Source organism: Paenibacillus xylanivorans (assembly GCF_001280595.1).
GTDB classification, from domain to species: Bacteria; Bacillota; Bacilli; order Paenibacillales; family Paenibacillaceae; genus Paenibacillus; species Paenibacillus xylanivorans.
Window position 1 is genome coordinate 36,450 of the sequence record NZ_LITU01000021.1, and the last position, 20,273, is coordinate 56,722.

Annotated in this window: 19 protein-coding genes; 1 reads left to right on the top strand and 18 read right to left on the bottom strand. The window is 47.4% G+C overall.

All coding sequences use genetic code 11. The annotated features are described in order from the left end of the window. Window positions 1–153: 153 nt before the first annotated feature. The 10 genes from sigH to AMS66_RS02120 form a co-directional block, all read right to left on the bottom strand. Window positions 154–798, bottom strand: coding sequence for an RNA polymerase sporulation sigma factor SigH (gene sigH, locus AMS66_RS02070; protein WP_024633601.1), 645 nt, complete (start codon window positions 796–798; stop codon window positions 154–156). Between the two features lie 171 nt (window positions 799–969). Then, window positions 970–1,491, bottom strand: coding sequence for an NYN domain-containing protein (locus AMS66_RS02075; RefSeq protein ID WP_053779220.1), 522 nt, complete (start codon window positions 1,489–1,491; stop codon window positions 970–972). A 5-nt stretch (window positions 1,492–1,496) separates the two neighbouring features. After that, a complete protein-coding gene (gene rlmB, locus AMS66_RS02080; protein ID WP_053779221.1) occupies window positions 1,497–2,243 on the bottom strand; it encodes a 23S rRNA (guanosine(2251)-2'-O)-methyltransferase RlmB in 747 nt (248 codons plus the stop codon). An 86-nt stretch (window positions 2,244–2,329) separates the two neighbouring features. Further along, window positions 2,330–2,854, bottom strand: coding sequence for a Mini-ribonuclease 3 (locus tag AMS66_RS02085; RefSeq protein ID WP_082350521.1), 525 nt, complete (start codon window positions 2,852–2,854; stop codon window positions 2,330–2,332). Beyond that, the gene (gene cysS / locus AMS66_RS02090; RefSeq protein ID WP_053779222.1) at window positions 2,851–4,251 is read right to left on the bottom strand and encodes a cysteine--tRNA ligase; all 1,401 of its coding nucleotides are present in this window, start codon (window positions 4,249–4,251) and stop codon (window positions 2,851–2,853) included. Before cysS ends, AMS66_RS02085 begins: the two co-directional genes overlap by 4 nt. Window positions 4,252–4,280: 29 nt before the next feature. Next, a complete protein-coding gene (cysE, locus tag AMS66_RS02095) occupies window positions 4,281–4,946 on the bottom strand; it encodes a serine O-acetyltransferase (protein ID WP_053779223.1) in 666 nt (221 codons plus the stop codon). A gap of 595 nt (window positions 4,947–5,541) precedes the next feature. Beyond that, on the bottom strand, window positions 5,542–7,005 hold the full coding sequence (gene gltX / locus AMS66_RS02105) for a glutamate--tRNA ligase (protein ID WP_053779225.1): 1,464 nt from the start codon (window positions 7,003–7,005) through the stop codon (window positions 5,542–5,544). A 33-nt stretch (window positions 7,006–7,038) separates the two neighbouring features. Continuing rightward, window positions 7,039–7,515: a 2-C-methyl-D-erythritol 2,4-cyclodiphosphate synthase gene (ispF, locus tag AMS66_RS02110; protein WP_053779226.1), complete on the bottom strand. Its 477-nt coding sequence runs from the start codon at window positions 7,513–7,515 to the stop codon at window positions 7,039–7,041. Beyond that, window positions 7,512–8,204 (bottom strand): 2-C-methyl-D-erythritol 4-phosphate cytidylyltransferase, encoded by a 693-nt coding sequence (gene ispD / locus AMS66_RS02115; protein ID WP_053779227.1) that lies wholly within the window; start codon window positions 8,202–8,204, stop codon window positions 7,512–7,514. The genes ispF and ispD overlap by 4 nt, the downstream gene beginning before the upstream one ends. Window positions 8,205–8,306: 102 nt before the next feature. Beyond that, entirely contained in the window at window positions 8,307–9,392 is a 1,086-nt protein-coding gene (locus tag AMS66_RS02120; protein ID WP_053779228.1) for a PIN/TRAM domain-containing protein, read from the bottom strand. 174 nt (window positions 9,393–9,566) lie between these two features. Here AMS66_RS02120 and AMS66_RS02125 point away from each other — a divergent pair, with 174 nt between their 5' ends. Next, window positions 9,567–9,962, top strand: coding sequence for a nucleoside triphosphate pyrophosphohydrolase family protein (locus AMS66_RS02125; protein WP_024633611.1), 396 nt, complete (start codon window positions 9,567–9,569; stop codon window positions 9,960–9,962). Between the two features lie 153 nt (window positions 9,963–10,115). On the opposite strand, the gene pssA is transcribed toward AMS66_RS02125, so the two are convergent. The 8 genes from pssA to AMS66_RS02165 all read right to left on the bottom strand — a co-directional run bounded on the left by pssA (window position 10,116) and on the right by AMS66_RS02165 (window position 20,054). Then, the gene (gene pssA, locus AMS66_RS02130) at window positions 10,116–10,847 is read right to left on the bottom strand and encodes a CDP-diacylglycerol--serine O-phosphatidyltransferase (protein WP_053779229.1); all 732 of its coding nucleotides are present in this window, start codon (window positions 10,845–10,847) and stop codon (window positions 10,116–10,118) included. A 43-nt stretch (window positions 10,848–10,890) separates the two neighbouring features. Beyond that, entirely contained in the window at window positions 10,891–11,967 is a 1,077-nt protein-coding gene (gene disA / locus AMS66_RS02135; protein ID WP_053779230.1) for a DNA integrity scanning diadenylate cyclase DisA, read from the bottom strand. Window positions 11,968–11,980: 13 nt separating this feature from the next. After that, entirely contained in the window at window positions 11,981–13,348 is a 1,368-nt protein-coding gene (radA, locus tag AMS66_RS02140; protein ID WP_024633614.1) for a DNA repair protein RadA, read from the bottom strand. A gap of 288 nt (window positions 13,349–13,636) precedes the next feature. Continuing rightward, window positions 13,637–16,099: an ATP-dependent protease ATP-binding subunit ClpC gene (gene clpC / locus AMS66_RS02145; protein ID WP_053779231.1), complete on the bottom strand. Its 2,463-nt coding sequence runs from the start codon at window positions 16,097–16,099 to the stop codon at window positions 13,637–13,639. Window positions 16,100–16,283: 184 nt separating this feature from the next. Continuing rightward, a complete protein-coding gene (locus AMS66_RS02150) occupies window positions 16,284–17,354 on the bottom strand; it encodes a protein arginine kinase (protein WP_053779232.1) in 1,071 nt (356 codons plus the stop codon). Window positions 17,355–17,382: 28 nt separating this feature from the next. Next, window positions 17,383–17,907, bottom strand: a complete 525-nt coding sequence (locus AMS66_RS02155; RefSeq protein WP_053779233.1) for a UvrB/UvrC motif-containing protein — start codon at window positions 17,905–17,907, stop codon at window positions 17,383–17,385. Between the two features lie 30 nt (window positions 17,908–17,937). Further along, window positions 17,938–18,399: a CtsR family transcriptional regulator gene (locus tag AMS66_RS02160; protein ID WP_053779234.1), complete on the bottom strand. Its 462-nt coding sequence runs from the start codon at window positions 18,397–18,399 to the stop codon at window positions 17,938–17,940. Window positions 18,400–18,878: 479 nt separating this feature from the next. Then, window positions 18,879–20,054 carry a GNAT family N-acetyltransferase gene (locus tag AMS66_RS02165; protein ID WP_053779235.1) on the bottom strand — a complete coding sequence of 392 codons (1,176 nt, stop codon included), beginning with the start codon at window positions 20,052–20,054 and terminating at the stop codon, window positions 18,879–18,881. Window positions 20,055–20,273: the final 219 nt, after the last annotated feature.

The following is a 20,273-nucleotide window of genomic DNA, read 5'->3' on the forward strand; positions in this document are numbered from 1 at the left end:
CCTTACAAACACATTTAGTTTCGCATCTCTGTTTTTTCTCTTCTCCTGCATGGACCAAGCGATTACTAGTATAATCATTCTTTCACTTTATAAACTTGAGGCAGCAAAAAAAGACTCAAACCCCGAGCCTTTTCCGTCAACGACAACATGTGTTCAATTATCTCGAACTTCCAGGTACTTTTCAAGTTTACGCTTCACGCGCTGAAGTGCATTATCAATGGACTTCACATGTCTGTCCAAATCCACTGCAATCTCTTGATAAGATCTCCCGTCCAGATACAACATCAATACTTTACGTTCCAGATCACTCAAAATCTCAGACATCTTATCTTCCAGGCCCACAAACTCTTCCTGATTGATGATAAGCTCTTCCGGATCGCTGACCTGTGTTCCACAAATCACATCGAGTAACGTACGATCGGACTCTTCGTCATAAATAGGCTTGTCCAGTGATACATAAGAATTAAGCGGAATATGCTTCTGACGTGTTGCTGTCTTGATTGCCGTAATAATCTGTCGTGTAATACACAGCTCGGCGAAGGCTTTGAAAGAAGCGAGCTTGTCCCCTTTGAAATCCCTAATGGATTTATAGAGTCCAATCATTCCTTCTTGAATGATATCTTCCCGGTCAGCCCCAATCAGAAAATAAGATCTTGCCTTGGCGCGTACAAAGTTACGATATTTGTTAATCAAAAACTCCAGCGCTTCGCTTTCACCTTCACGGACCGCTTCGACAATGTCTTCGTCACTTTGGTAATCATACTTAGATAACATGATATCTTTGAGGTCGACACTCACAGACAATCCCTCCGGCTGCAACGCAAGGTACCCCGTTACTCTACTCTATGAAATATAGGATCAGTATATATGATGGTACCTCACACCGTCAACCACGCTCTGCCTAAAAAAGAAGATCAATAACATAATTGTCAAGAGTTTCAAAATTCTAATTTCTGTAAAACCATACTCTTATTCCCGGCGCCATCGCTCAAACTGCTTCAAAACTTCTGGACTTAACTTCCCGCCGAGTGTATTTCGCGTTGCTTTAGCCTGATCTTCTTCCAGACGTTTCTGTAACTCTTTTTCGTTCTGCTCTACTTCGATCAGCAATTCCCTTGCGGATATACGTAGAGCTCCCTGTCCAAAAATGACATGCTGCTCTACCATATCGCTTGTAGCCACATAGATTTGGCGTCTTCGCGTGCTTAGTTCCCGAACGAGTCTCTCAATGCATTCGTCTGCCGTCTCTTTTTCCTTTGTAAAAAAGATCTGCACTTTGCTCTGGGTAAAGGATTTACCGAGTCCAGGCACGAGGTAGGCGTCAAAAACAACAATGACTCTCAAGCCGGAGAATGCCTGATAATCGGCTAGACGAGAGAGAAGCCTGTTGCGAGCCTCCTCCAATCCACTCTCTGCCAATCGGGATAACTCCGGCCAGTCACCAATCATGTTGTACCCGTCTACAAGAAGCACATCACGGGAATCAGCCATATCTTCTAGTCCTGCGCTTGACGCGAGCGGAGCACTTCATACATGACAACCCCCGCTGCCACGGAAGCATTCAGGGAATTAATCTGTCCTTGCATCGGTAATTTGATCAGCACATCACATTTCTCACGAATGAGCCGTCCCATCCCCTTGTTCTCGTTCCCGATCACGAGGGCTACCGGGCCTGTAAAGACTCCGTTCCCGAACACGCTCTCCTGAGCAGCAACATCCGTACCCACAACCCATACGCCCTCTTCCTTAAGACGATCAATGGTTTGCCCCAGATTGCTTACACGAGCAACTGGCACGTACTCTACCGCACCTGCTGATGTTTTGGATACGGTCACTGTAACTGCAGCTGAGCGCCGTTTGGGTACAATGACACCATGGGCACCTGTGCAGTCAGCCGTCCGCAAAATCGATCCAAGATTATGAGGATCTTCAATCTCATCCAGCAAAATCAAAAATGGATGTTCATTTTTTGCAGCCGCTGCAGCAAGAATGTCTTCAACCTCCACATAAGCGTAAGGTGCCGCTTGCGCCACTACTCCCTGGTGTTGAATTCCCGGAACCGTCTGATCCAGTTTACGCTTGTCTACGTGCTGAATGACAATACCTAGTTTTTTTGCTTCCGAGATAATCGGTTGAGTCAAATGTTTTTGCGCTGTATCTGCAATCCATATTTTATTAATGGTCCGGCCTGAACGCAGCGCCTCCGTCACGGAGTGCTTACCGGCGATCCATTCTTCTTCCATCTTTGTTCGATCCTCTCTATAACGCCCTGTAATTCACTGCGCCATGATCAGCGCACCTTACAGAAGCGGCTTTGTTGTAATTTATATTATTTTGTAGGTAATTGCGAATTTTGTTCGGCATGCTCGATACCCCGACGAATCAGTTCAATCATGCGATCATGCCGACCACTGCTATAAAGGTAACCGATGAGACATTCCAAAGCTGTGGCATGTCTATATTCCAAAACATCTGCGTTTTTGGGAATACTGCCGGACTTGGCGTTGCGTCCTTGTCTGACAATGTCACGTTCTTCCTCGGTCAGTTCAGCCTCAATACCTGTGAGAATACGACTCTGTGCCTTCGCGGATACCAAACCGGTCGCACTACGGTGCAGATGGTTGGGACGCATATTGGCTTTAGATAACAGATACTGCCGTACAGCTACCTCATATACCGCATCACCGATATAGGCGAGAGCGATGGGAGGAATCAACCGGGCAGGCCGGGAGGGTGGATAAGGAAACCATCCCCCCTGGTCAACGCTCAGAGATTGTTCATCTGTCTGTAGTTCCTCCCGTTGCTCGGCATGCTCGACGGATTCAGACAACTTATTCAGTTGTTCCTCGCTCATTTGCGCCGCCATCTCATTCCTTGAGCCGTATCCTCAAGCAAGATGCCCTGCGCAGACAGTTCATCCCGAATTTCATCAGCCCGTGCCCAGTTTTTGGTCTTACGTGCTTCGTTACGTTCTACAATTAGACGTTCGATTTCTTCGTCCAAAAGTTCCGGTTCAGCATCAGTATAGATGCGAAGCACCGCATTCAGCTCACTGAACAATTCCAGCAGAGCGCGAATATCCGCAGCGTTCACCACATCTTGTTGCAGCAGTTGGTTAGCTTCCCCGGCCCACTCAAACAGGGCCGTAATCGCATCAGGAGTATTAAAGTCGTCCTGCATTTTCTGATGATACTGCTGACGGATTTGCTCCAGCCTAGCAGCAAACTCTGCTGACACAGCCTGGTCCACACTTACAGCCTGCAAACGATGTTTTAGGTTGCCCACGCTATTTGCAATCCGGTCCACACTATTCTGTGCCTGTTCCATTGTATCTTTCGTAAAGTTCAACGGATTGCGATAGTGAGTTGACAACATGAAATAACGAATGGCTTCGCGTTTATATTGATTGCGAAGGTCTTTCACAAGTACACCGTTACCGAGTGATTTCGACATTTTTTCATTATCAATACGGATAAATCCATTATGCATCCAGTAGTTTGCCAGCGGTTTTCCAGTCAACACCTCGGATTGAGCGCATTCGCACTCATGATGCGGAAACTGCAAATCCTGCCCCCCACCGTGGATATCCAACGTATCGCCCAGGTACTCCCGTGCCATAGCAGAGCACTCAATATGCCAGCCAGGACGACCATCGCCCCATGGACTGGACCAGAAGATCTCACCCGGTTTCGCAGCCTTCCAGAGCACGAAGTCTTCCGGATGCTCTTTCCGCTCATCTACGCCGATGCGAATTCCGAACTGCAATTCCTGAAGGTTTTGCTTCGAAAGTTTGCCATACTCCGCGAATTTGCCTGTGCGATAATATACGTCACCGCCATTTTCATACGCGAAATCCTTTTCAACCAGTTCACGGATAAAATCAATAATGAGCGGCATGTTTTCCGTCACTCTTGGATTACTGCTTGCCTTTGGAATACCCAGCCCTTCGAGATCTTTGTAGTAAGCCGCAATAAACTTCTCGGCGACATGAGGAACATCCGTCCCGAGCTGCTCGGCTTTACGAATGAGCTTGTCATCGACATCCGTGAAGTTCACAACATAGTTCACCTCATGCCCGGTCTGTTCGAGGTATCCGCGAACCGTGTCGAAAAAAATAACCGGACGTGCATTCCCAATATGAATGTAATCATATACCGTCGGCCCGCACACATACATTTTCACTTTCCCCGGCTCTTGGGGAACAAAATCCTCTTTGGTACGACTCATCGTATTGTAAATTTGAAGCGTCATAGTCACTTTCCTTTCATCCGTTTCCATCATTATTCTATTGTACCACGGGAAAACTCACTTTCACGGGTACTCTGCAAAGTACGCACTTCTTCACGCAATCGTTCGATTTCTTGCTGCATGCTGCGCAGGGAATCGATGACCGGATCGGGAAGCTGCTGATTCAGACGGTCCACCCGGCGACCATCCTGTTTCACGATTCTGCCCGGTATGCCTACAACGGTGCTATTTGAAGGGACTTCCTTCAGCACAACCGAGTTCGCACCAATATTACATTGATCCCCCACGCTGAAGGAACCCAGCACCTTTGCCCCGGATGAGATAACCACATTATTGCCAATTGTCGGATGTCTCTTCCCTTTTTCTTTACCCGTTCCTCCAAGGGTGACCCCCTGATAGATGACAACATCGTCGCCAATTTCACACGTTTCCCCAATCACGACGCCCATGCCATGGTCAATAAACAACCGATTGCCAATCGTAGCTCCGGGATGGATTTCAATACCTGTCATAAAACGACTGACCTGTGAAATGAACCGGGCGAAAGAAAACCATCTCCGCTTGTATAAAAAGTGTGCCACCCGGTGCGCCCATATCGCATGCAGCCCCGAGTAGGTAAATACAACCTCAAACCATCCCCGGGCCGCCGGATCGTTTTCAAACACCGCCTGGATATCTGATCTGATCTTCTTGAACATGCTCGTTCCCCTCTTGTTCAGGTCTTCGTCCTCCGGCTTACCGGATGGCGCGGCCCTCATGGTAGTGTACTTCCGACTCGACCTAAATAGAAAACGCCCCTGCAGCTATTTAAGCTGCAGAGGCGTTTATCGCGGTCCCACTCTGCTCGGTTCATGCCTTAACATACAAGAACTAAGCAGCCTGTTATAGCTGCCTCATATCCTTGCACAAGAATGAACCCTCAACAGTTCCGTAACGGGAACCAACCGTCACAACCTATCCTAACGTTTTCCTCTCTTCTACAAAACAAGAGGCGGGGCCGGATTCGGCTGTGCAGCTCACGGGTGCATTTCGACTGGCGGACAGCGGATGGCTCACAGCCACCGCAGCAAAGAATCTTGTTCTTTACTGCGGGACCATCCTCTCTGAATCTGTCCGGTTCGGCCTACTTCTCCCGGTCTTTGCTGTTTTTATGATGAATGATAAAATCATACCATTTAACCTTTGTGTTGCTATTATAGCTAAAAGGTTATGGACTGACAACAATCTTCCTTCATATCGGTCTGAACGGAGTTCCATCTTTAAGTCCAAAGTAGACTAAAACAGGGGCATTACTTACGCTCCTTTTACCTGAGCATGCAATCGATCAATAACCTTATCACGGCCAAGCAATACAATCGTTTGGTTTAGATCGCGGCCATGAGTCTGTCCTGTCAGAGCTACACGGATTGGCATAAACAGCTGTTTGCCCTTAAATCCGGTCTCCTTCTGGACTTCCTTGATCAGCGCAGCCATCTTGCTTGGTGTAAATTCGTCGCTTGCCTGTACTTTATCAGCAAATGCTTTCAGAACGGTTGGCACCTGCTCCTCAGCCAGTACAGCGGCACCTTCACTTTCCAGCTCCAGGTGGGAACGGAAGAACACTTCCGACAACTCCACGATATCGGAGGCAGAATTCATCTGTTCCTGATAGAGATGAACAAGCGTATATGCCCATTCTTTCTGTTCTGGAGACAGCTCAGTGGAAATACGTCCCGCTTTTTGCAGATGTGGAATCGCCATTTCGGCAATGCGATCCGGGTCCGCATTTTTGATGTAATGGTTGTTCAAGTGGGCCAACTTGTGGGTATCAAATACCGCCGGGCTCTTGGACAGACGCTTCGTATCAAAAATGGAGATTAACTGATCCTGCGAGAAGATTTCTTCTTCTCCTTCAGGCGACCAGCCAAGCAGGGAGATGAAGTTAAACATCGCTTCCGGCAAATAACCGAGTTGATCATATTGTTCAATAAACTGAATTACGGACTCATCCCGTTTGCTCAGCTTTTTGTGGTTTTCATTCACGATCAGCGTCATATGACCGAAATGCGGAGGCTCCCAGCCAAGCGCTTCATAGATCATCAGCTGGCGCGGTGTATTAGAGATGTGATCCTCGCCACGCAGGACGTGGGAGATCTTCATCAGGTGATCATCCACAGCAACCGCATAGTTGTAAGTGGGAATGCCGTCTTTTTTCACAATGACGAAGTCGCCAGATTCCTTGCTGTTAAATGAGATTGTACCTTTTACCATGTCATCAAACGTATATATCTGTTCCGTCGGCACACGGAAACGAATACTCGCCACACGACCTTCCGCTTCAAATGCACTCTGTTGCTCCGGTGTCAGATCACGGTGTTTGCCCGAATAACGCGGAGTTTCTCCACGTGCCGTCTGTTCCTCGCGCTCTTGCTCCAGCTCTTCTTCCGTGCAATAGCAGCGGTAAGCCAGACCTTTGTCCAGCAATTCCTGCGTATATTTACGATAAATATCCAGACGTTCCGTCTGACGGTATGGTCCATACTCTCCGCCGACATCAATACTTTCGTCCCACTCGATTCCGAGCCATTTCAGGTATTTCAGCTGGCTTTCTTCACCACCGGCAATGTTGCGTTTCACGTCCGTATCCTCAATACGAATAATGAATTTGCCGTTGTTATGTTTGGCATACAAATAGTTAAACAGCGCTGTACGGGCATTCCCGATATGCAGGTGTCCCGTTGGACTCGGCGCGTAACGCACGCGAACTTCGGTGCTCATAATATCCCCTCCGTCTCTAATTGGTTGATGATATCACACGCGAACAAGGCAAACAACTGATTGGGCTGCTATGCCCTCTCCCCGTCCGGGGAATCCCAGTTGCTCTGTTGTTGTCGCTTTGACATTCACCTGAGTTACATCCGCTTCCAGTGCCTTGGCAATAACCTCGGCCATCTGCGGAACGTAAGGTGCCATCTTCGGTTTCTGTGCAATAATGGTTGAATCGATATTCCCCAGACGGTATCCGCGATCCTTCACTAACTGCCACACATGCTCCAGCAGTTTCAGACTATCAGCATCCTTGAACTCCGGATCGGTATCCGGGAAGTGTTTGCCAATATCCCCGAGTGCAAGTGCACCAAGAATGGCATCACTGATGGCATGTAGCAGCACGTCTGCGTCCGAGTGCCCCAACAGTCCTTTTTCATAAGGAATGGTGACCCCCCCAATAATGCACGGGCGTCCCTCTACCAGCTGGTGTACATCAAATCCTTGTCCTACACGTATCATCGCTTCTTCTCTCCTTTGAGCAAAAACGCGGCGTATTCCAAATCTTCCGGCGTCGTTAATTTGATGTTCGTATAACTGCCTTCCACAACCCTGACCGACATTCCCTGGCGTTCAGCCAGCATCGCGTCATCCGTTCCTAGAAATCCGTCCCGGTCCGCCAATTCGTACGCAAGCAGCAGGGAAGAAAGACGAAAAGCCTGCGGGGTTTGAATGCTCCACAGACTGCTGCGGTCTGGCGTCGCCGTAACGATTCCCTCCGCATTGACTTGTTTGATCGTATCCTTCACTGGAACGGCCAATACAGCTGCTCCATCCGACATGGCGGCTTTCATACACCCCATAATCTGCTCACGGTTTATAAAAGGACGTACCCCGTCGTGAACGAGAACCCATTCCGTCCCCAGTGCCTTAAGGCCTTCGTGGACTGAATGCTGTCTCTCTTTCCCTCCGGGGATGACACGGACACGTGATTCCAGTCGGTATTCTTTTACCCAATCCTGGCAGCGTTCAACATCTGCAGCTCCCGTTACCAGCACCATTTCGCTGACCTTATCCAGAGCCGCAAACACTTCAATCGTATGTATGAAAATGGGCTTGTCCTGCAGCAGCAGAAACTGCTTGCTCTCGGTCGTTCCCATACGGGTTCCTCGACCTGCCGCCACAATGACAACACCCCACCCTTTATCCATGCCGCAATCCCTGCCTTGTCTGTCAGTTTATCGTTCAGAGATATAAAATATCTACTTTCGATATAAAATACCGTTAAACGATACACTACCCATCATACCGCTTTATTGGGCTTTTTCCAACAGTTTCGGCTTAGCAAAAATCATTCGTCCCGCTGACGTCTGCAGCACACTAGTCACCAGCACTTCCATCATCATGCCGATATACTCGCGTCCGCCTTCCACAACGATCATGGTGCCATCGTCCAGATAGGCTACACCCTGGCCATGCTCCTTGCCATCCTTGATAATCTGAACCAAAATCTCCTCACCCGGCAGTACTACCGGCTTAACCGCATTGGCGAGATCATTGATGTTTAGCACGGATACTCCTTGCAGTTCACAGACCTTGTTCAGGTTGAAGTCGTTAGTGACAACTTTGCCCTGAAGTACCTTGGCGAGCTTGACCAGCTTGCTGTCCACTTCGGAAATTTCCTCGAAATCTCCTTCGTAGATGAGCACTTTGACGTCAAGTTCCTTCTGAATTTTATTCAGAATATCAAGTCCGCGCCGCCCTCTGTTCCGCTTGAGCAAGTCCGATGAATCCGCGATGTGCTGCAACTCCTCCAGAACGAATTCCGGGATTACAATCGTTCCCTCGATAAACCCGGTTTTGCATATATCTGCGATGCGACCATCGATAATTACACTGGTATCCAAAATTTTGTGCTCCTCCAGCCGTCTGTCCTCGTCCACCTCGGGATGACCCCAGCGTCCTGACATCCAGAAGGCCGCCAGATCGTCTTTCTTCGCCATGGCAAGCATGTAACCTGCATAAGCACTAATGACCGTCAGCGCCACCTGAAGCACCTCTCCGGCTGTTCCCAGCCATGCTACACAAGGATATAAGAGCAAGGCGACCAATAACCCTGCAACGGTACCCGCCGCACCTGCAGCCAATTCATTCATCGGTACTTTGGCCAGAGAATCAATCCCATTTTGCAATCTGGTTGCCATTAATGTTCCACCGATGTTACATACAGACATAAACATTACTGCTCCTAGTAGCGTTGCTACCCCAGCGCCTAACAGTCCCGCTGATTGAATCCATTCAGCCATCCAAGGGACGGATTTTCCTGCCAGATGATATGCCGTGTAACCGAACCATGCACCGCACAATCCTGTAAAAGTTAAAATGCCTTTTTTCCACATAAGTCCCTGCACCTCCTTCAATATATCTTCATCTTTATATCCAGTATGATCCAATTTCCAGATTGCTAATCCCGCTTTACAAGAACTTTTTGGAAATGTTGCAATCGTCAGTTGAAAGAAGGTAAATTATTGGCATATAATGAATTCAATTCATATCCCGAGGTGAGTAGCAAAATGAGTACGCTAAGTTTACAGGCTTTTCAGGATCAAGTTTCCGAGCTGTTGCTGCGTCATCGCAGCCTGATTGATGTACTGTCCAAAACGGGACAAGCCGGGGCCTCTGTCAACCGTGCCGTGTCCAAGGCCATTACCGAATGCGGCTGCATTGAGCTGCACGCCACCAAGCAGAAATATGCCCCGGAGAGCGATATTGCTCAATCCAAAGGGCTGCTGGAAACGCATGTGGAAGGTGAATTGTGCGAGAATTGTAAAGAGGTGATCAGCTCTGAACTGGGGCGGAACCTGTTTTATATGTCGGCCCTCTGCAATCTGCTGGACATCAACATGGAAGAAGTCGTAAATCACGAGTCACAGAAATGTTCGACGTTAGGGATGTTCAATTTGTCGTAAACAATACGTATTTCGTTGCAAATGGTTAAGTTACCGTATAGATTTGGAAAACAAAAATAAGCACGCATTCTCCGTTCAGGAGCGTACGTGCTTTCTTTGTATTGTTTTGATATACGAGACACAGACCAACCGACTTCCGGAATGATGGAATACCTATCGATCAGAAGGACGGGAAGACTTCTCTTCCTTACGCTTTTTGGCCCGGTTACGTGAGGCTGCCGTCCGCATATTATGCTTCATTCCATATAGAGCGTATAACACAAGTGGAATAAAGATCAATTTGGACAATTGTTCTGGGAACATGACCGCCACCACTACCGCAAAGACGATAACCCATGGCGCAATCCAGATCGCTTTACGCGGCAGACCTACCTTTTTGAAATTGGGATATTTCAGCGAACTTACCATCAGATACGATAACAACAACGTGGCAATCATCATACTCACGGGACCGATATCCTTGTTAAACAGGGATAGTGTAGCTAGTACCCCTCCGGCTGCTGGAATCGGCAAGCCTGTGAAATAACCGGGGATACCGGGACGAACGTTAAACCGGGCAAGCCGGATGGCTCCACAAATTGGAAAGCTTGCGGTTGCGATCCAGGCGAGAACCGGAGTTGCATCCTGAAACGAGACCATAAATATAATCAGGGCCGGAGCTGCACCGAATGAAACCATGTCAGACAAAGAATCCAGCTCTTTACCAAATTCACTCTGGGCATTAAGTGCACGTGCCACCCGACCATCCAGGCCATCCAGCAACATCGCAATAATGACCAAAATCGCAGCCAAACTATAATTACCATCAATCGCAAGCAGGATTGCCATCATTCCAAGAAACAGATTACCCAAGGTAAAGAGATTCGGAATGAATCTGGTTAACATCGTTGTTTCACCTCATTATTTTCATGCCGTTATAGGCAAACCCTTACATCTGTCTGTCAATAAACATCTGCTCCTGCAAACGCTTGAGACCTTCCTTAATGGTACGGGCACGTACCTCTCCAATCCCGTCCACTTCGTCCAGTTCTTCAATTGTAGCCATAATGACATGAGGCAATTGTTCAAATTGATCCACCAGGTTATGGATAATGACATTTGGCAGGCGGGGTATCTTATTTAATACCCGATATCCACGAGGTGCAACCGAATCTTCGGACGTAGCCGCTGACGAAGGGTATCCCAGCAGACGTACAGTATGATGTGCATCCAGCAACTCATCGTCCGACAATCTTTTCAGACCAACGATAATCTCGCGGATTTTGTCATCACTGTCATCACGGGCATAGTCCTTATACAGCAACCAGGCTTCCTCTTCCGTTGTACCGACGAGTTCCTCCATCTGCATGGAGATCAGACGTCCCTCATTGCCGAGTTCATGAATGTAACGTTTGATTTCTGTTTTGATACGCATAACCATTTCTGTACGCTGAATGACATTGACCACCTCAGGAATCGTCACCAGTTCCTCGAACTCGGAGGCACTCAGATTCGTAAGGGACTGTGTCAATACAGCCTTGTATTTCTCCAAGGTTTGAATCGCTTGATTCGCCTTGGTTAAAATCACTCCAATTTCCTTGAGGGAATACCGTAGTGTTCCTTGGTATAAGGTGATAATATTCCGGCGCTGCGATATAGATACGACTAATTTACCCGTTTGTTTCGCGACACGCTCAGCCGTCCGGTGACGGATTCCCGTCTCAGATGAAGAGATGGATGAGTCAGGAATGAGCTGAGTATTGGCGTATAGAATACGCTTCAAATCCTCGCTAAGGATAATGGCACCGTCCATCTTGGCGAGTTCATATAGATAGTTCGGGGAGAAATCACAGTTAATCGAGAATCCTCCATCCACCACTTCCATCACTTCAGGGCTGTATCCTACAACCAGCAGTGCACCCGTCTTGGCGCGCAGCACGTTCTCCAGACCTTCGCGGAAAGGTGTACCTGGTGCAATCAGCCTTAACAATTCGTTCATATTATCCAGTTGGCTCGAATCTTTCATCTTGTTATGCCCCCTAATCTAAAGCAACCGCTAGTGCATCTGCCACGGTATTCACACCGATCAGTTGTATCCCGCGAGGATGTTTCCAGCCCTTTAAGCTTTTTTCTGGTAAAATGACACGCTTAAAACCCAATTTCTGGGCTTCTTTCACACGTTGTTCAGCCCGTGAAACAGCCCGAACCTCACCCGTCAAACCGATTTCGCCAAAGATGACGTCATCCGGCTTGGTCGGTACGTCCCTCAAACTGGATGCGATGCTGACCGCAACCGCCAAATCGATAGCTGGTTCATCCAGCCGCACGCCCCCAGCTACATTCAGATACGCATCCTGCGTTTGCAAAAACATCCCCATTCTCTTCTCAAGCACAGCAATAATGAGGTTCAGCCTGTGATGATCTATGCCTGTTGCCATGCGACGTGGAGAAGGAAAGTGTGTAGAAGAGATCAGCGCCTGCAATTCCACGAGCAAAGGACGTGTACCCTCCATGCTGGCAACTACGGTAGAACCCGCCACACCAAGTGGACGTTCCGACAGAAAGAGTTCTGATGGATTTCCCACTTCACGAAGTCCTTCTTCACCCATCTCAAAAATGCCAATCTCATTGGTCGAACCAAAACGGTTCTTTACCGCACGTAAAAGGCGATACGTATGATGCCGTTCTCCTTCAAAATAAAGAACACAGTCCACCATATGTTCCAGCATACGTGGACCGGCAATGGCGCCTTCTTTCGTAACATGCCCCACAAGCACGGTTGCAATGCCTCGGCCTTTGGCGATTCGCATGAACCGTGACGTACATTCCCTTACCTGAGCTACACTGCCGGGTGCACTGGTGACTTCTGGCAGATATACAGTTTGAATGGAGTCGATGACAAGAAAATGCGGCTGGATCTGCTCCACCGCTTCCTCAACCCGTTCCATATTGGTCTCACAAAGTACGTATAACTCTGGAGACAGCGCACCCAGACGGTCAGCCCGCAATTTGGTTTGCTTGACTGACTCCTCACCTGAGACATATAACACGCGTAAACCTGAATGGGTCAATGCATGAGATGTCTGCAACATCAAGGTTGATTTTCCGATTCCAGGGTCTCCGCCCACCAGAACGAGAGATCCTGGAACAATTCCGCCGCCCAAAACCCGGTTCAGCTCTTCAATTCCAGTCTGTACACGCGGTTCCTGACCGCTATCTATATCTATGATGGGAAGTGGCTTATCTTTACTCTCAAAGAGAGGGGAATTTCTCCCTTGTGTTTTGACCACCGTTTCGGTTTCTTCCACCATTGAATTCCAAGACTGACAACCCGGACATTTGCCGTACCATTTGGGGGCTTCATAGCCGCATTCCGTACACTGAAACTTGGTTTTAACTTTGGCCACTTCAGCACTCCTAGGATTTATTTTATAACAGCATTTTGCATTTTTCGACGAATTTTGCCCTAAACTCCCTGACGTGCAGGGTTAATAAAAGTTTACCATTGTTTGAGATTTTTCGTAAAGGATTATCGCAAACTTTACACATGTTCGTAGCCACTTCAAAGTTTATTTTCTGATAAACAACAGCTTTGGGTCTCTGACTGACATATAAAACAAAAAAATCCTTCCCGACTAAAGCCAGGAAGGATTTTTATTTTATACATCAGACTCGTAGAACTCGTTAAGTGTCACTTATTTCGTTTCGATTTCCTCATTGGAAGGAACAACAACGTCCTTTTTCGTAACAGATAATGCTCCGTTCTCTTCGTCGATGAGCAACGAATCACCTTTAGTCACGTTACCAGTGAGCAACTCTTCGGACAATTTGTCTTCGATATGCTTCTGGATCGCCCGACGAAGCGGACGAGCACCATAGGCTGGATCGAAGCCTGCTTTGGCCAGGAATGCTTTGGCATTGTCGGTGAGCTCGAAATCGACCTCATGCTCACGTAGCCGTTTACGAAGCTCTTCGCTCATAAGTGTAACAATCTCAGCAATATGTGTCTCTTCAAGAGAGTGGAACACGATAATTTCATCAATCCGGTTAAGGAACTCAGGACGGAAACTTTTCTTCAGTTCATCCATCACTTTACCCTTCATGTTGTCGTAATCCGCACCTGCATCCACGACTGCCGTAAAGCCCAGTGTAGAGTTACGTTTGATCGCTTCTGCACCCACATTGGATGTCAAAATAATCAACGTATTACGGAAGTCCACGACGCGACCTTTGGAGTCGGTCAGACGACCATCCTCAAGCACTTGCAGCAAGATGTTGAATACTTCCGGATGTGCTTTCTCGATTTCATCGAGCAGGACGACGGAATAAGGTTTCCGACGAACTTTCTCAGTCAGCTGTCCACCTTCTTCGTATCCAACGTATCCCGGAGGCGCTCCGACGAGTCTTGAAGTGGAATGCTTCTCGCCATACTCGGACATATCAATCCGGATGACTGCATTTTCATCTCCAAACATCGCTTCAGCAAGCGCACGAGCCAGCTCGGTTTTACCTACCCCGGTTGGACCCAGGAAGATGAATGAACCCATTGGACGTTTCGGATCTTTAAGTCCAGCACGAGCACGGCGAACCGCACGGCTGACAGACTTCACAGCCTCATCCTGACCAATGACACGTTCATGCAGAATAGACTCCAGATTCATCAGGCGTTGTGTCTCTTCTTCTTTCAGTTGGTTCACAGGGATTCCTGTCCAGCTGGCTACCACTTGTGCGATATCCTCAGGAGTGACCTCGGAATCGGTACGACCTTGTTTTTCTTTCCATTGATTCTTCGTTACATCCAGCTCTTCACGAATTTTTTGTTCCGTGTCACGCAGTGCTGCTGCTTTTTCGAACTCCTGGCTTTGTACCGCTGCGTCTTTTTCTTTACGGATATCTTCGAGACGGCTTTCCAATTGTTTGAGGTTTGGTGGGATGGTGTAAGAGTTTAATCTTACTTTGGAACCCGCCTCATCAATCAGGTCAATCGCTTTGTCCGGCAGGAAACGATCTGTAATGTATCGGTCAGACAGTTTAACCGCCTGCACAATCGCTTCATCTGTAATTTTTACCCGGTGATGCGCTTCGTAGCGGTCACGCAAGCCGTGTAAGATCTGAATAGCTTCTTCTGGAGAAGGCTGATCCACCGTAATCGGTTGGAAACGACGCTCCAGGGCAGCGTCCTTCTCGATATATTTGCGGTATTCATCCAGTGTTGTTGCACCAATGCACTGTAATTCTCCACGAGCTAGAGCGGGTTTCAAAATGTTCGAAGCATCGATTGCGCCTTCCGCTCCACCTGCACCAATCAGGGTATGCAATTCGTCGATGAACAATACAATGTTACCCGCTTGACGAATTTCATCCATGATTTTTTTCAGACGATCTTCGAATTCACCACGATATTTTGTACCTGCAACAACGGATCCCATATCCAAGGTCATGACACGTTTGTCACGCAAAGTCTCTGGAATTTCGTTGGCGATAATTTTTTGTGCAAGTCCTTCAGCGATGGCTGTTTTACCTACACCTGGCTCACCGATCAGTACTGGGTTGTTTTTGGTACGACGACTCAGTACCTGAATAACACGTTCAATCTCTTTACTACGTCCAATCACTGGGTCCAGGTTGTTTTCCTTGGCATACGCCGTGAGATCACGTGCCAGGCTGTCCAGTGTTGGTGTGCTGACATTGGCAGGCGTACCGTTATGACTGGATACGGCTTCACTGCTGCCAAGCAGTTGCAGCACTTGTTGACGTGCCTTGTTCAGGCTGATACCCAGGTTGTTCAGCACACGTGCCGCAACCCCTTCGCCTTCACGAATCAATCCGAGCAGAATATGCTCTGTGCCTACATAGGTATGGCCCAATTTGCGTGCTTCATCCATAGACAGTTCAATCACTTTTTTCGCACGAGGCGTATATGCAATGTTCGTAGGTTGCTCTTGGCCACGGCCAATCAGCGTTTCTACTTCATCTTGAATTTTTTCCAATCCGAGTCCCAGGCCGATCAGCGCTTTGGCTGCGATGCCTTCGCCTTCACGAATGAGGCCGAGCAAAATGTGCTCTGTACCGATGTTATTATGACCAAGACGGACAGCTTCTTCCTGCGCCAATGCGAGCACCTTTTGGGCCCGTTCCGTAAATCTTCCAAACATCATATCTCCTGCACCTCCATGGTTTTGGATAAAACGGGGGCCGTTGAAAGGATCCCACCGTATTCTTCATATCTTTTTTGTTTGCAGCCGTGCTGCGAATAAAATTACTCAGCATTTATTATAAAATGCTCTATTATATAAAAGCCGCAGATGCGGCGTGAAACCTTTGTTATAACTCTTGAACAACCTAAGATTGATTGGCTGCACTAATCGTATCACGAATCAACTGAGCCCGATAAATGTCACGCTCATCTGTCCGCATGTCTTCCCCAAATGTTTTCTGCAAAAATCCCGGCTGCGTCATCACATTCAACTCATTCATCACGGTTATGGACAAGCCGTCCAACAAGCCGAGATCTACACCAAGCCGAACATCAGACAGACGCTGTGCAGCTTCCTTGGAATCGACGATGGCTGCATGGGACAAAATGCCGTAAGAACGCATAACTCTGTCGGTAATCCGCAATCTGGAGTCGGTAATTAACCGTTCTCTGGCGGTACGCTCATGCCCGATCATCTGTAACACAACACTATGCAGGTTATCGATGACTTCTTGTTCCGTCTGCCCCAGTGTAATCTGGTTCGAGATCTGGAACAGGTTACCCATCGCCTCACTGCCTTCACCGTAAATTCCCCGTACAGTCAGTCCGACTTGGGAGACTGCGGTTAGAATGCGGCCGATCTGCTGTGTCATCACCAGAGCGGGCAAATGCATCATCACAGATGCTCTTACACCTGTACCTACATTCGTAGGACAGCTGGTTAAATATCCTCTGCGGTCATCAAAAGCATAATCCACATGCGCTTCAAAAGCATCATCTATGGCGGAAGCTTTCTCCCAGGCTTCCTTCACCTGGAACCCCGGATAGAGGCACTGGATACGAAGATGATCCTCTTCATTAATCATAATACTGACAGACTCATCCTCACTGAGAATAACAGCACCATTTCTGGATTCGTTCGCAAGACTGGGACTGATTAAATGTTTCTCCACCAGCACCCGTTTGTCAAGGTCATCGATATCAATCAGATCCAGGGTATGAAAATCTCCAAAGGCGTGAACGTCATCGTATTGAAGTACTTCGCTCAGCTTATTCAGCACTTCTTCCGATTGCTCATTGGAAGCTAGCATCGGAAACGGATAATGCTGCAGGTTGCGTGCGATCCGGACCCGGCTGCTAATGACGATTTCGGAATCAGCCGCATCACTACGCATCCAGTCGCTGAGCGCCTTCTCTGTAAAACGCAGATTAGGCATTACGCATCCCTCCTACTCATCACAAACTTTACTCCTGAGCTATTTCTTTTTCAAGTTCCCTGATCTGATCACGAATTTGAGCGGCTTCTTCAAACTCCTCTTGTGTGATGCTCTCCTGAAGATCCCGTTTCAAATCAGCAATCTGTCTTTTGACCTTGATCCGACCACCCGCTCGTGCAGGCACTTTACCAACATGGGAAGTGCTGCCATGAACCCGTTTGAATAGCGGGTCTAAACGACTGTCAAAATATTTATAACATGAACTACAGCCGAAACGGCCGATTTTGCTAAACTGTGAATAGGTCATGCCACATTCTTCACAACAAAGGGACTGCGCAGGTGTTGTTCCCGCACTGCCATTCTTGCCTGTGGGTTCAAAATCAAGCAACCCTGACAATAGGTTGTGAATGGAAAATCCATTGGATGTTCCGGGAATCATTTCCCCTTTTTCCCGAGCACATGACTCACAAATATGAAATTCCGTCTTCTCTCCGTTCACGATTTTGGTGAAATGGAGTGTTGCCGGACGTTTGTTGCATTCTTGGCACAGCACAATGATGTACCCCCTTGATCCCGATAGTTTTCATTTACCGAGCAAAGATATTAACATCGCCTTCAACATTCTGGCACGAATTTGATCCCGGTAAGGAAGTTTGACCAATATAATCTCTCTCGATACAGCTGCCCGCATCAACCCGGCTTCCCTTTTGCTCAAGAAACGTGCTTCTTCCAGTTGGTAGATCAGACCTTCAGCAGCTGTCTGCCCAATCTCATCTCCAATACTATGGTGCAAATGGTTATGCAGAGCCGAGTGAGCCGGCAATTCAATCCGCTGTATGCGAACATAACCGCCGCCGCCACGTTTACTCTCTACAAGGTAACCTTTTTCGAGTGTAAATCGAGTGCTGATGACATAATTGATCTGGGAAGGCACACATGAAAATTCATCAGCCAGATCATTACGTTGAATTTCGACCATTCCTTCGGGACTTTCATGCAAAATACTCTTCAGATATTGTTCGATAATATCAGAGATATTACGCATCCACTCATCCTCCACTGTCTGAAACGTTAAGTCAATAAGGACCCACACGCCCCTACAGAGTACACCTTCTCAACCCATTTAACCAATCAAGGAAACAGCGAAACTGATCTTCCACGATCGTTAACAGGAGAGCGAAGGACGCTCGAAGGTCCTTTAATATTGCCTTTATCCGCTGATGTGTATTACCCTTAAAATGGCTCCCACCACCGGATTGCAGAAAGAAAGCTACGTAAGTATTTAACCTTTAGTTGACTTTGACTTTCTTTGACTTTATATACATTATAGCATATTTTGTGGTTTTGCCAAGAGGGAGCACTATTCATTTTTTACGATTTTACACGAAATATTCGGCTGACACAAAAAAAACCTCTCCAAAAGAGCTGGAGAAGTCTATTTTTCTCACACTAGCAACGGATTGCTATGTAAGCTAAGTCTATGATATTGAGCCAGAACTATCTCGTCATAAGAGTCTGAATGGATCAGAAAAAATCAAGCAAATACGTCTCTCGTTCAGGAATCGCTCGTTCCAGCGCCTTAATCGCTCCTGTCGGTCCTTCGATTTTGCCTATTTGAGCCATCTCCGTGGGTCTGCGATACCCCATCAGCATTGCGGTGAGCGCCTGGATGTCTACTTTAACAGTCTGATCTTTAGCTGCCGGCTCAGTTGTTTTCCAAATCGAAGCTGTACCGTTCATCGCCACATTCAACTGCCACACCCCTTCATTCCATGGTGCGTGGGCATCCTCTACCTGAAGATTAATCTGTACTGGTGAGTCTTGGCTCGCAAAAGGATACTGCGAAATAAATTGTTCTACACTCACAATACGCGCCATGAAGAAGGGTACAATTTCCTGCTGAATTCGCGGGTTATCCAATTGAAAAGCAAGCATGTCACTGGCTGGTGCCTGCAAGGTGACTTCCTCTATCATGGAATCATGGTTGGTTATAAAGGTCCACAAACCTTGCCTTGCCTCTTCGTTCAGATAAATGATCTCTCTAATGGTAAACTTTCTTTCCTTAACCTCATATAAAACATAGCCTTGTGCTTTACCAGCTTCATCATAATATACAACCTTTTGGTTGGCTCCATTAGTAAGAACTGAATTCTCCCATCTCGCATCATCCCGGATCAGGGTTCCGTTATAACGCTCAGCATACGCACTGTATACTTCCTTTAATATGCTGAGTCCCGGATCTCCACGCCGAATTGTTCCTGGGGTTGCCTTTTTTGCAGGCAGATGAGCTGTAGGCACTTTATATCGTTTAAACTCAACATACGTCTCCCATCCATATCTCCGATAAAAAGCAAAAGAGAACGGATGCAAAAACGATATACTTTGTTTGTTACGGTTCATTTCCTCCAGCGCATGCTTCAACAGCCCAGCTACCCAGCCTTTACGTCTATATTCTGGCCATGTCGCTACTCCCGCAATACCGCCCATCTCGAACGATCTCCCATGAATATAGGTTTGAAAAGGAATAATGTGAAGTTTGGCACCCAATTGTCCCTCCTCAAATACACCCCATATATCCTGTGAATCAAATTGACTCCGTCGCTTCTCTGTTTGTTCTTCACTCATTACCACTTGAAAAGCATACTCGGAGAGTGCCATAGCTGGCTCAAAATCATCTACGGTTAATTTCTGAATTTCCATGTCGTCCTGCACCCCGTTCTCTAAGTTATGATATCTTTCAAATCATGGCCTGATACGTGATGTATGTATCCATTTATGAGTGTGTCAGAGGAACGGGACAAAGTCAAACAAGAGATGCACGGGCATCTCTCGGGGAATAACTTTTTTCGTGTATTATAATTGTTTCACCTGTGATCTATAGTAAAAAAACGCAAATAAAAACCACCACCGAATAACATC